Origin of the sequence: Pseudomonas laurentiana, assembly GCF_014648275.1 — a bacterium.
In the GTDB taxonomy this organism is placed as follows: Bacteria; Pseudomonadota; Gammaproteobacteria; order Pseudomonadales; family Pseudomonadaceae; genus Aquipseudomonas; species Aquipseudomonas laurentiana.
Genome location: NZ_BMQU01000001.1, coordinates 123,360 through 134,797, shown reverse-complemented (window position 1 = coordinate 134,797; position 11,438 = coordinate 123,360). Strand labels below are relative to the sequence as shown.

The window sequence follows — 11,438 nt, the reverse complement described above, 5'->3', positions numbered from 1 at the left end:
TACCTGTACGACAGCGCTGGGAGGCGGTTAAGCTGAGTACATCTCGTTGGAGCCTATGTAATGTTGACCCTCGAAAATCTCTCCGTTCTGATGCTGCTGGCTACCGTCGGTGCTTGGCTTTGGCATAACCACGGGCTGCGTGAAAAAGCGCTGGAAAGGGTCAAACAGCATTGCGCCAAGCTCGACCTGGAACTGCTCGACGGCAACGTCGCGCTCAAACGTATCGCGTTTATCCGTGATGCCAATGGCAGAAAGCGTCTGGCCCGTGTGTATAACTTTGAATTCACGGTAACCGGTGAGCAGCGCCACCCCGGCACGATCACTCAGTTCGGCGCACACGCCATGCAAATCGAGCTGGCGCCCTACCCATTCGAGATCAAGCCAGTGCAACACCATGACAATGTGATTGAGATGAAGCAGTGGCGCCAGGAGCACAACCGCTGGCACAACTGATCAACACTGGCATGCCGCCATGCCTTGTTGCAGCGCTTCGGCATCCTGGGCCTGAGCAAAGATCAACTCGATACGTGAATCACGCCGCCAGTTGCTCGATTGCCAGGCCAGGGCTTTACCCTCCAACGCATTAGCGGACTGCCAACCTTCCGGGCTGTGGATAACCAGTTTGGCGCGACGCCATGCCAGCCCCGCAAGAAACGCCTCTATGCGCTGCGCATCGAGCAACTGACTCGGGTGCCAGCGCCAGCCGATACTCCAGCCGTCAGTTGATTGATGGTGCAGGCAGATCGGCTCGGATGGACTTGTCCACAGAGCGCCGAGTGGCGCGACACCGTCAGGCAACGCAGAATTATCCACAGCCGGCTTATCCACAAGTGCGGTGGACTGCTTCGGCAACTCATCCAGAGGTAACCGACCCTGCTCCGTCCAATAACACCGCACGGCGGGTAATCGGGAGGTTATCCACACCCGTTTTTCACTATCCACAGCCTCGGCTTTGTTCAGCACCAACAATCCCGCATCAACCAATGCGGCTTGCTGACTGTCCGCTAACGACTGACCGGCGGCCAACACCTGGGCATCCAGCACCATCACCAAGGGCTGCACATCCAGCACACCCTGCCATGGCGGCTGGCGCAGTTGCGCCAGGAGCTGCGCCGGATGACCAAGCCCTGAGGGCTCGATAAACAAGCGGTCTGGCCTGGATTTGCGCAACAACCGGCCCAGACCAACCTGGAACGGTGCACCGTTTACACAACACAGGCAGCCTCCAGCCACCTCGCCCATGGCAATGCCGTCATCTGCAGTACTGAGCAGCGCCGCATCCAGGCCGATCTGGCCGAACTCATTGATCAACACCGCCCAGCGCTCAGAGGCTGGACGGTGAGCCATCAAGTGGCGAATCAGACTGGTCTTGCCGGCACCCAAGGGCCCGGCAATCACGTGGGTAGGTATGTTCTGTAGCATCGTCATCAACAGGCCTGGTAGATCGCACACTATGCGCTGGAGTCAGGCCATCCAGTCAAGGCTAAGGATCAAGCGACGCTCACCGTTGGCCAATGCTGGCGACCTGTGGATAAGCCCGCTGCCTTCATTACCCAGCCACTTCTCCCCTTTTAGCAAGGCGACAGCACCGCAGGCCAACTGGCGTACCCGCGAAGGTTCAACCTCTGCCGGTAGCGGCTGGACTCGTTTATCCACAGCCTCTTCCAGCCATTCGCTGCCAGGGCCGGCATAGGTCGTGAGCAATCGCAGGGGCACGTGATCGACATGCCAACGCGGGCACATGGCGTTATCCAGTACCGTGAGACGCACCCCAACCCGACGCGCATCCAGCAGGCAGGCATAAGCACTGACCAACCAGGCCACATCGGCGACGAAGCCATCATAGCCCGCCAGATCGGCATAACCTCGGGCCAATGTGGGCAATACCGGCAGTTGCCCGTCGTCACCCAACTCCAAGGTGAACGACTCTGCCAATGGCTGGTTCAACGACAACAACAGGCTGGCAAAATCGGCGACCTGTACAGGCAACTGCCGCTCCCAAGCGGCCAGATTGACCCCGTCCTGCAGGGCTTCAGCCAGTACCTGAGGTGATTCGCCGAGTACCTGGCGCGGCGTGTTACGAGGCTTCATGGCCAGCATCAGGCGGCTTCCTCTTCGTACCATGAGCCAAACGGATCCGGTAGCTGGCTCCAGACCTCTTCACCCTGCGCCATTTCGGTGTCACTCAACAAACAGGCCGCCAGTTCAGCGTCGAGCCTGGCGAAATCAATATGCTGGCCGATGAATACCAGTTCTTGCCGGCAATCACCGCACGCGCTGTTCCAATGCTTGAGGATTGCCGCCTGACTGTCCTGATCCTGCGGCCAATGCTCGCGAGGTACAAAGCGCCACCAACGACCGGCGAATCCGTGTCGAACCATACCACCTGCCTGAGACCAGCTACCGGCATCACTCAGTTTGCTGGCCAGCCAGAAAAAGCCCTTGGAACGTAGCAGCCGCCCATTCATCCAGGGGCTGTGGATAAAGTCGAAAAAGCGCTGCGGATGCAACGGACGCCGGGCCTGCCAGGCCCATGAGGCAATACCGTATTCCTCGGTTTCTGGCACATGGGTGCCGCGCAGCTCCTGAAGCCAACCGGGCGCCTGCGCGGCCTTGTCGAAGTCGAACAAGCCGGTGTTGAGGATCTGCTTCAGCGGCACCTGTCCCATAACCATCGGAACAATCTGCGCGTGAGCGTTAAGGCTACGCAGGATTGCCATTAACTCGTCACGGCTGTGGCTACCGACCAGATCGATCTTGCTGACCAGAATCACATCAGCGAACTCCACCTGTTCGATCAACAGGTCACTGATCGAACGCTCATCCTCCTCGCCAAGGGTTTCGCCACGACTCGCCAAGCTTTCCGCGGCCTGATAGTCACTCAGGAAATTCAAACCATCGACTACCGTGACCATGGTATCGAGCCGCGCCTGATCGGCCAGGCTACGGCCTTGGTCATCACGGAAGGTAAAGGTTTCAGCCACGGGGAGCGGTTCTGAAATGCCGGTCGACTCAATCAGCAGGTAGTCGAAGCGGCCTTCTCGAGCCAGTCGCCCGACTTCCTCAAGCAGGTCTTCACGCAGGGTGCAGCAGATGCAACCGTTGCTCATCTCGACCAGCTTTTCCTCGGCTCGGTTCAAGCTGACATTGCGTTGCACCTCGCTGGCATCGATGTTGATCTCACTCATATCGTTGACGATCACTGCCACCCGAAGGTTCTCGCGATTTTGCAGCACATGGTTGAGCAGCGTGCTCTTGCCCGCGCCAAGAAAGCCGGAGAGCACAGTAACGGGGAGACGGTCGGGCATGGTGAGGTCCTCATCGGGGCAGCATTCGATAGATGCTTTACGTCATGTTATATTATAACGATGCACGTATTCCAAGCTGCTTCGCAAGTACACGACCGCTAACCACCTCAAGGAAGTCTTAATGAATCAACCGTGGGCTTGGCTTGTTTGTCTTGTTGCACTCGCCCCGCAGGCTCTCGCGCAGGCACTGCCCAGCGACACGTTGGCGCACTGCACGCGCAGTGCAAACCTGCTGGCCTGCAAGGATCTCGTGGGCAACTACTACAGTGTGCAAACCAACGGCAGCGCCGTGTATTTGCGCGGATACGAGATAGAGGGCAAACGTCGCTGGGCACAGACCAGCAACCGCTACGGTCAACTGACCTTCTTTACCGGGCTGGCCAGTGATGGTGAAGCCTGGGTTGGCTACAGCCGTCGAGTCGGTTGGACCACGATCAATCGCGTATCAAGTTCCAGCGGACAGCGCTTTGGTGTGCGCTGCAGTCGGGTAGGCGGTTGCCAGTAATCCTAGCAGCCTTGTGGATATAAGCATTGTTATAATATAACAATGCACTTTTCCGCCATGATGAACATTCCATGACAGCCTTGACCCTCCCTGACATCGCCACTCAGGCGCTTCACCAGCCACTACCGCTGAACTGGGTAGGCATGTGCGGCATTGCCTTACCTGTGTCGTTCAACGCTCAACGACTACGCGCCAGCGCCGATGCGGGCGTCAGCCTGGATGATGGCGAATCGCGCGGAATACACATGTCGCGCTTGTACCTGGCATTGGAAGCACTGGAGCAAGAAGAACTCTGCCCTGCGTTGATCCATCAGGTGCTTGAGCAGTTTCTTGAGAGCCACAGCGGCCTCTCTGACAGTGCCTACCTGCGCCTGCACTTTGAAGTCATGTTGAAGCAGCCCGCATTGGTCAGCCCACTGGCAGGCTGGAAAGCCTATCCAGTGGAGCTCACTGCTCGACTTGAACAGGGAGTGTTCCACGTGGAACTAAATCTGCACGTGAGCTATTCCTCAACGTGCCCGTGCTCGGCAGCACTCGCAAGGCAACTGATTCAGCAGCAGTTTCTAAGTGATTTCGCTAACCAACCGCTCAGCCATGAAGCGCTGCTCTCCTGGCTGGGTAGTGCCTCTGGCATCGTTGCCACACCACACAGCCAACGCAGCCTGGCAACGTTGCAAGTACGCTTGAAGCAAGACGTCAGTGCGTTTCCCATCGTCGCACTGATTGATCACGCCGAAGGGGCATTGGGTACGGCTGTGCAGACCGCAGTGAAGCGCGCCGATGAGCAGGCTTTCGCACTGGCCAATGGACAGAACCTGATGTTCTGCGAAGACGCGGTGCGTCGATTGCACGTGGCACTCAGACGCCATGCCTGGATCGATGGGTTCAGCCTGCAGGTAGAACATGCCGAAAGCCTGCATGCCCATGATGCAGTCGCCCGCAGCCAGTGGCAGTGGTAATACCTTGGGAAGGGAGAGACAGACATGATTCGCAAAAACCCCAGCGGTGATCTACCCGTGATCGCCGAGTCCGCCTATGTCGATAAAACTGCAATCATTTGCGGCAAGGTGATCATCGCCGAGAACGTTTTCGTTGGGCCTTATGCGGTCATTCGGGCCGATGAAGTGGACAGCAATGGCGCCATGAAACCGATCACCATTGGTGCCAACTCAAACATTCAGGACGGTGTCGTCATCCATTCTAAATCGGGGGCTGCCGTCACCATCGGTGAGTTCACGTCTATCGCCCACCGCTCTATCGTCCATGGCCCCTGCCGTGTGGGCGATCGAGTGTTCATCGGCTTCAACAGCGTACTGTTCAACTGCACCGTGGGCGACGGCAGCGTCGTACGGCACAACTCGGTGGTCGATGGCTGCAACCTTCCGGCGCAATTCTATGTGCCATCGACTACACGAATTGGCGCCAACACTGACCTCTCGCAGTTTCCCCCGGTGAGTGTCAGCGCCTCGGAGTTTTCCGAAGACGTAGCCCGTACCAACGTTGACCTGGTACGGGGCTACAAGGCGCTGCAGAACGAATTCTAGGTACGTGGTTTGACGGTACCGCAATCGCTGCCGAGCCAGACCGCACGGGTTTCCATACTGCCCTGCTGCTGGGTTCCGGAGGCATTGAAGGTGCCGTTGACCTTGGTCAGGAACTCGCGGTCACTGAGGAATTGAGCCTGCCCGGCCCCTTGGGCTTTGGGGCAGCTAAAACGGAACTTCCAGACATTGCCGTTGCGCTCGGTGATCTCCTGGCGGCAACCGGACTTGGGGTCCTGCAAGGGGATGTTGTCGCTATTGACCTGCTCCTGTGTGAGACAAGAACGCACGCCATTGCCCGCGACAGTGACCCCTTGCTTGGCCAACACCTGCTCCATCATGGCACGCTGCTCGGGCGGCAGGTTCTTCAATTGGCCGAGCATGAACTGCATATCCGGCAACGGCTTGCCATCAACCTGCATGTTGCTGGTGGTCAACTCCCACAGGCCTGGCTGCAACATCTGTGCATTCACCAACGGGCTCGCCAACCCGAAGACCAGCGCCAACATCGGCAGACGAATCTTCATCTAGTCACTCCTCGAAACGCCGGCGTCAGGCCGGAACATGGTTTAGACGCTGTTTTACGCTTTCGGTTGCAAGTACTGCCCAGAACATGGTCTGGTAGAGGCATGCCAGCGGACAGCAGGATGTGTATGGATTACCACAGCCCCTACTTCTTCGGTTACCTCATCGGCCTGGTCCACCTGCTGGGCGTAGTGGCCGCCCTCCATGCCGTGGCCAGTGTCCGCACTGCGCAGGGTGCAATCGCCTGGGCCCTGTCGCTGTTGTTCATACCCTACCTGACACTGATTCCTTACCTGGTGTTTGGCAGCCGAACCTTCGACGCGTACATCAAAGCACGACGTCAGGCCAACCGCGAGATGCACCTGGCCATCACTGACCTTAACTGGCGCCCATGGGTAGAAGAAGCGTTAGCTGCGCGTAACTCCAGCTCCTACGCCGCCTTGCGCGCATTGCCGAAACTCGGTCGCATGCCTTGCCTGGCGAACAACAAAGTCAGATTGCTGATCGATGGCAAGGCCACCTTCAGCGCCATCCTTGGCGCCATTGCCCAGGCCAGAAACACAGTGCTGGTACAGTTTTTCATCATCCATGACGATGAGCTGGGCCGGCGGCTGCAAACATTGCTACTGGAGAAAGCCGCTGAAGGCGTGAAGATCTATGTGCTGTACGACAGTGTCGGCAGCCATGCCCTGCCCTCGGCATACTGCCAGACACTACGTGAAGGCGGTGTTGAGGTACGTGCCTTCAGCACCCGTCGTGGCTGGTTCAATCGCTTCCAGGTCAACTTCCGTAACCACCGAAAAATCGTCGTTGTCGACGGCCTGCAAGGCTTCGTCGGCGGGCACAACGTCGGCGATGAATACCTGGGGAGTAACCCAAGGCTGTCGCCGTGGCGCGATACCCACGTACAGGTCAGTGGCCCTGTGCTGGCCTGCCTGCAGGAGTCCTTTGCTGAAGACTGGTTCTGGGCAGCACGGCAGTTGCCACCACTGATCCTGCCAGATGAGTATCCCGACGACGGTGTGCTCTGCCAGGTACTGGCCAGCGGGCCAGCCGATCCTCAGGAAACCTGCTCGCTGTTCTTCATCGAGGCCATTCATTCGGCCCGGGAGCGGCTGTGGATCACCAGCCCTTACTTCATTCCGGATGAGGCCATCTTCGCCGCGCTGCGGCTGGCCGTTATGCGTGGGGTCGACGTGCGTATCCTGTTGCCCTCACGCCCCGACCATCGGATCGTCTATGCCGCTTCCAGCCTGTTTGCCTTTGAGGCCGTGCGTGCCGGCGTGCGCATCTTTCGCTACCAACCCGGGTTCCTGCATCAGAAGGTCGTACTCGTCGATGATGAGGTCAGCGCTATCGGCAGCGCCAACCTGGATAACCGCTCCTTCCGCCTGAACTTCGAAATCATGCTGCTGACTGTCGACAGGGCCTTTGCCGATCAGGTCGAAGCCATGCTCAAACAGGACTTCGACCACGCTCGAGAAATCACCGCCGAGGACAGCCGCGATACCCATCGGCTGCAGTTACTGGGGATGCGTATTGCCAGGCTGATATCCCCCATCCTCTAGTAACGAGGCATCGTCAGCGATAAAGATCCGCCCGGGTCCAGGGCAAGGTGTGGCTGCCGTCAGCCAGTGGCTTTACCGCGAGAATCTGGTGCAGGTTGATCCAGCCCTTGGCGAAGGCGTATGAACAACCGGCCAAGTACAATCGCCAGATTCTCAGTGCGCGTTCAGGCACCAGCCGTCCCGCGTCATCAAGCTTCGCTTCCAGTCGATCACTCCAGAAGCGCAATGTCCGGGCATAGTGCAAACGCAGGCTTTCCACATCGACCACCTCTAGCCCGGCATCGCTGATGTAAGCACTGATCATCGACAAGTGCGGCAGTTCACCATGGGGGAACACATAACGGTCAATGAACTCACCTGCCCCCCGCCCTACTGGCCGACCATCAATATGTTTGGCGGTGATGCCGTGGTTCATCACCAGGCCGCCTTCACGCACAGCACCAAACAGGCGCTCGCAGTACAACGCCAGGTTGGCATGGCCAACATGCTCGAACATGCCGACACTCACCACCTTGTCGAAACGGCCATCCTGCGGCAGATCTCGGTAGTCGAGGATTTGTAGATCAACCTGCTGCTCCAGACCTTCCGCCTTGACCCGTTCCCGGCCAAGCTTGAGTTGCTCCTTGCTCAAGGTGATCCCCATGACCCTGGCACCGAACTCACGGGCGGCGAACCGCGCCAGACCACCCCAACCACAACCGACATCCAGCAGGTAGTCACCGCGCTGTAACCGTAGCTTGCGACACAGATGCTCAAGTTTGTTCTGCTGGGCCTGTTCAAGGGTTTCACTACCCGTCTTGAAGTAGGCGCAGGAGTACACCATTTCCTGGTCCAGCCAGAGCTGATAGAAATCGTTGGACAGGTCGTAGTGGTAGGAAATATCAGCCGCGTCAGTGGTCTTATCATGCGCAACACGCTGCGGTTGCGGCCCGTCATCCTCCTGAAGCAGTGCCTGACTCAGTTCGTCACACAACTGGATGACCTCGTTGATGCTGCCCTCCAGCTCCAGCTTGCCCTCAACAAATGCCGACCCCAAATCATCAAGGCTAGGACGGGTAAGCTGACTGATCAGCTGTGGATCCTTCACCACAATGGTGACGTTTGGCCTGGGCCCCAGATCGAAGTGGAGACCGTTCCAAAACTTGAGACGAAGTGGCAGCTGTAGGTTTTGCAGCGCCGCTGGAAGTTGCGCAAGCATGAAAAAACCTCCCGTGTTCTTAGGACGTCACGAGGAAAAGGGTAGTTCATCTGCGGAAACTTTCTGCACAAGCACACACCGCAGATTGTATACAATCAGTTGATCACGGACTAATCTTGCGCCCATTGTCGATACCTCATCCTGGAGTACAGCAATGAAAAGCTACGATGTCGTGATCATTGGCGGTGGGCCTGGCGGCTACAACGCTGCCATCCGAGCCGGGCAACTAGGCCTGAGCGTCGCCTGCGTGGAAGGACGTTCAACGCTGGGCGGCACGTGCCTGAATGTCGGCTGCATGCCGTCAAAGGCACTGTTGCATGCTTCGGAACTCTATGACGCCGCCAACAATGGTGAACTGGCCACATTGGGTATCGAGGTGAAACCGACCTTGAACCTTGCCCAGATGATGAAGCAAAAAGATGACAGCGTTACCGGCCTGACCAAGGGCATTGAGTACCTGTTCCGCAAGAACAAGGTCGACTGGATCAAGGGCTGGGGGCGTCTCGACGGTGTCGGCAAGGTCAAGGTAACCGACGAGCAAGGGACCGTCAGCGAGCTGCAGGCCAAGGACATTGTCATTGCCACGGGTTCCGAACCCACGCCGCTGCCAGGGGTGACCCTTGATCACCAACGTATCATCGACTCCACCGGCGCCCTCTCCCTGGCTGAAGTCCCCAAGCACCTGGTCGTGATCGGAGCGGGAGTCATCGGCCTGGAGCTGGGTTCGGTATGGCGTCGCCTCGGCAGTCAGGTCACGGTCGTCGAGTACCTGGATCGCATCTGCCCAGGCACTGATGAAGAAGCCGCGAAAACCCTGCAACGCTCACTGGCCAAGCAAGGCATGACGTTCAAGCTGGGCACCAAGGTCACCCAAGCCAGTGTCGTCGGGAACAACGTACAACTGACCCTGGAACCTGCCGCTGGCGGCGCCGCCGAATCGCTGGAAGCCGACTATGTGCTGGTGGCCATCGGTCGTCGCCCGTATACCCAAGGGCTAGGCCTGGAGACAGTCGGCCTGGAAACCGACAAGCGTGGCATGCTCGCCAATGAGGGCCACCGCTCGACAGTTCCCGGTATCTGGGTCATCGGCGACGTCACCTCGGGGCCGATGCTGGCGCACAAGGCCGAAGACGAAGCGATCGCCTGTATCGAACGCATTGCCGGCAAGGCGCATGAAGTCAATTACGGGCTGATCCCCGGGGTTATCTACACCCGCCCGGAGCTGGCCAGCGTCGGCAAGACCGAAGAGCAACTCAAGGCCGAAGGCCGGGCCTACAAGGTTGGCAAGTTCCCGTTCACCGCCAACAGCCGGGCCAAGATCAACCATGAGACCGAAGGGTTCGCCAAGGTGCTCGCGGACGCCAACACCGACGAAGTCCTTGGTGTGCATCTGGTTGGCCCAAGCGTCAGCGAGATGATCGGGGAGTACTGCGTGGCCATGGAGTTCAGCGCCTCGGCCGAAGACATTGCCCTCACCTGCCACCCGCACCCGACCCGCTCCGAAGCCCTGCGCCAGGCGGCCATGAACGTCGAAGGCATGGCCATGCAGATTTGACCTCAGTCTGCCTGCACACCTGACCTGCGAGCCTGCGGCGCGACCCGCCGCAGGTTCAGTAACAGATGAGCAAACAACCCGAAAATCAGCCCCCAGAAAGCTGCCGACAGGCCAAGAAAAGACATCCCGGATGCCGTCACCAGAAAGGTGATCAGTGCAGCCTCACGGTCAGCCGGCACACTCATCGCTCCGGCAAGCGCACCGCCAATCGCACCGAACAGCGCCAGCCCGGCCAGGGCTGCGATCAGAGCGGCGGGAAAGGCACTGAACAACGACACCAATGTCGCGCCGAACACGCCCAGCAGCAAATACAGTGCACCGCCGCAAACACCCGCCCAGTAGCGCCTATGTGGGTCATCATGAGATTCACGACCAGTGCAGATCGCCGCCGTGATCGCCGCCAGGTTAAGACCATGGCAACCAAAGGGCGCCAACAAGAGGCTGGTGAACGCACTGCTGCTGATGATCGGGCTGGCTGCTGTGGCATAACCGTCATTACGCAGCACGACAACACCCGGCACGAACTGCCCGGTCAGTGCGACCATCACCAGCGGCAAGCTGATACTCAGCACCGCGTTCCAGCTGAATTCCGGCAGGGTCAAGACGGGCGTTGCCAGGCCAATGACCAACGCCGAACTTTTCAACTCGCCATTGCCCAGAGACAAGCTCACACCACAGATCAGTACTGCCAATACTGCGTAGCGCGGGGCCAGGCGCTTGAACAGCAGGTAGGTGACAAACATCGTCAAGACCAGCACGGGTTGCGCTTTCACCGACAGGAACAGGCCTGTGCCGAAACTGAACAGGATGCCGGCCAGCATGGCCGCCGAGATGGCTGACGGTAGCTTGCTGACAATCCGGTCAAACGCTCCGGACACCCCTACACCCAGGATGATCAGGTTGGCGACGATGTAGGCACCCACCGCTTCAGCGAAGCCGATGTTGGGAAGCAGCGCCACCAGCAACGCGGAACCGGGCGCTGACCAGGCGATCACGACCGGGACTTTGTAGCGCAGGCTGAGGACCACCCCAAGCAGACCACTGCCAATGGAAATGGCCCAGACCCAGGAAGACAATTCGGCCGCCGACAGCTGTGCGCTGTGGGCGGCCTGAAAGACGATCACCAGTGGCCCGGCATAAGAGATCAGTGTGGCGATCAGGCCGGCAACGAGGGCAGACACAGAAAAGTCGTGGAGCAGATGCTTCATCGGACCACCATAGGCTTGTGCTTGTCTCAA

12 protein-coding genes are annotated in these 11,438 nt (G+C 58.8%); 6 read left to right on the top strand and 6 right to left on the bottom strand.

Translation table 11 applies throughout. The annotated features are described in order from the left end of the window. Window positions 1-60: 60 nt before the first annotated feature. Window positions 61-453, top strand: coding sequence for a DUF3301 domain-containing protein (locus IE038_RS00665; protein ID WP_065758086.1), 393 nt, complete (start codon window positions 61-63; stop codon window positions 451-453). Here the strand turns inward: IE038_RS00665 and IE038_RS00660 are convergent, their stop codons facing one another. From IE038_RS00660 to zigA, 3 genes are read right to left on the bottom strand one after another with little or no spacing between them, the layout of a single operon-like run. Further along, window positions 454-1,422, bottom strand: a complete 969-nt coding sequence (locus IE038_RS00660; RefSeq protein WP_189395027.1) for a CobW family GTP-binding protein — start codon at window positions 1,420-1,422, stop codon at window positions 454-456. Window positions 1,423-1,464: 42 nt separating this feature from the next. Beyond that, window positions 1,465-2,100 carry a DUF1826 domain-containing protein gene (locus IE038_RS00655; RefSeq protein WP_163933545.1) on the bottom strand — a complete coding sequence of 212 codons (636 nt, stop codon included), beginning with the start codon at window positions 2,098-2,100 and terminating at the stop codon, window positions 1,465-1,467. Further along, a complete protein-coding gene (zigA, locus tag IE038_RS00650; RefSeq protein WP_189394947.1) occupies window positions 2,100-3,308 on the bottom strand; it encodes a zinc metallochaperone GTPase ZigA in 1,209 nt (402 codons plus the stop codon). Before zigA ends, IE038_RS00655 begins: the two co-directional genes overlap by 1 nt. Before the next feature lie 121 nt (window positions 3,309-3,429). Here zigA and IE038_RS00645 point away from each other — a divergent pair, with 121 nt between their 5' ends. The 3 genes from IE038_RS00645 (at window position 3,430) to IE038_RS00635 (ending at window position 5,357) form a co-directional block, all read left to right on the top strand. After that, entirely contained in the window at window positions 3,430-3,813 is a 384-nt protein-coding gene (locus tag IE038_RS00645) for a glutamine synthetase (protein ID WP_163933542.1), read from the top strand. A gap of 71 nt (window positions 3,814-3,884) precedes the next feature. Beyond that, window positions 3,885-4,772, top strand: a complete 888-nt coding sequence (folE2, locus tag IE038_RS00640; RefSeq protein WP_163933539.1) for a GTP cyclohydrolase FolE2 — start codon at window positions 3,885-3,887, stop codon at window positions 4,770-4,772. A 24-nt stretch (window positions 4,773-4,796) separates the two neighbouring features. After that, window positions 4,797-5,357, top strand: a complete 561-nt coding sequence (locus tag IE038_RS00635; protein WP_163933536.1) for a gamma carbonic anhydrase family protein — start codon at window positions 4,797-4,799, stop codon at window positions 5,355-5,357. Here the strand turns inward: IE038_RS00635 and IE038_RS00630 are convergent. Further along, window positions 5,354-5,881 (bottom strand): DUF3617 domain-containing protein, encoded by a 528-nt coding sequence (locus IE038_RS00630; RefSeq protein WP_163933533.1) that lies wholly within the window; start codon window positions 5,879-5,881, stop codon window positions 5,354-5,356. The two genes, IE038_RS00635 and IE038_RS00630, sit on opposite strands and share 4 nt — an antisense overlap. A 126-nt stretch (window positions 5,882-6,007) precedes the next feature. On the opposite strand from IE038_RS00630, the gene cls reads away from it, so the two are divergent. Further along, window positions 6,008-7,447, top strand: coding sequence for a cardiolipin synthase (gene cls, locus IE038_RS00625; protein ID WP_163933532.1), 1,440 nt, complete (start codon window positions 6,008-6,010; stop codon window positions 7,445-7,447). Between the two features lie 13 nt (window positions 7,448-7,460). Here the strand turns inward: cls and cfaB are convergent, their stop codons facing one another. Beyond that, window positions 7,461-8,645 (bottom strand): C17 cyclopropane fatty acid synthase CfaB, encoded by a 1,185-nt coding sequence (gene cfaB / locus IE038_RS00620; RefSeq protein WP_163933529.1) that lies wholly within the window; start codon window positions 8,643-8,645, stop codon window positions 7,461-7,463. Window positions 8,646-8,799: 154 nt separating this feature from the next. On the opposite strand from cfaB, the gene lpdA reads away from it, so the two are divergent. Then, window positions 8,800-10,200 (top strand): dihydrolipoyl dehydrogenase, encoded by a 1,401-nt coding sequence (gene lpdA / locus IE038_RS00615; protein WP_189394946.1) that lies wholly within the window; start codon window positions 8,800-8,802, stop codon window positions 10,198-10,200. 2 nt (window positions 10,201-10,202) lie between these two features. Here lpdA and IE038_RS00610 read toward each other — a convergent pair whose 3' ends face one another. Continuing rightward, on the bottom strand, window positions 10,203-11,408 hold the full coding sequence (locus IE038_RS00610; protein WP_163933526.1) for a benzoate/H(+) symporter BenE family transporter: 1,206 nt from the start codon (window positions 11,406-11,408) through the stop codon (window positions 10,203-10,205). Window positions 11,409-11,438 lie beyond the last annotated feature (30 nt).

Excerpts from the sequence above, each read along its gene's own strand:
- IE038_RS00635 (WP_163933536.1), top strand. The coding sequence starts at position 4,797 with ATGATTCGCAAAAACCCCAGCGGTGATCTACCCGTGATCGCCGAGTCC.
- zigA (WP_189394947.1), bottom strand. The coding sequence starts at position 3,308 with ATGCCCGACCGTCTCCCCGTTACTGTGCTCTCCGGCTTTCTTGGCGCG.
- IE038_RS00655 (WP_163933545.1), bottom strand. The coding sequence starts at position 2,100 with ATGCTGGCCATGAAGCCTCGTAACACGCCGCGCCAGGTACTCGGCGAA.
- cfaB (WP_163933529.1), bottom strand. The coding sequence starts at position 8,645 with ATGCTTGCGCAACTTCCAGCGGCGCTGCAAAACCTACAGCTGCCACTT.
- lpdA (WP_189394946.1), top strand. The coding sequence starts at position 8,800 with ATGAAAAGCTACGATGTCGTGATCATTGGCGGTGGGCCTGGCGGCTAC.
- IE038_RS00630 (WP_163933533.1), bottom strand. The coding sequence starts at position 5,881 with ATGAAGATTCGTCTGCCGATGTTGGCGCTGGTCTTCGGGTTGGCGAGC.
- IE038_RS00610 (WP_163933526.1), bottom strand. The coding sequence starts at position 11,408 with ATGAAGCATCTGCTCCACGACTTTTCTGTGTCTGCCCTCGTTGCCGGC.
- IE038_RS00660 (WP_189395027.1), bottom strand. The coding sequence starts at position 1,422 with ATGCTACAGAACATACCTACCCACGTGATTGCCGGGCCCTTGGGTGCC.
- cls (WP_163933532.1), top strand. The coding sequence starts at position 6,008 with ATGGATTACCACAGCCCCTACTTCTTCGGTTACCTCATCGGCCTGGTC.
- IE038_RS00665 (WP_065758086.1), top strand. The coding sequence starts at position 61 with ATGTTGACCCTCGAAAATCTCTCCGTTCTGATGCTGCTGGCTACCGTC.
- folE2 (WP_163933539.1), top strand. The coding sequence starts at position 3,885 with ATGACAGCCTTGACCCTCCCTGACATCGCCACTCAGGCGCTTCACCAG.
- IE038_RS00645 (WP_163933542.1), top strand. The coding sequence starts at position 3,430 with ATGAATCAACCGTGGGCTTGGCTTGTTTGTCTTGTTGCACTCGCCCCG.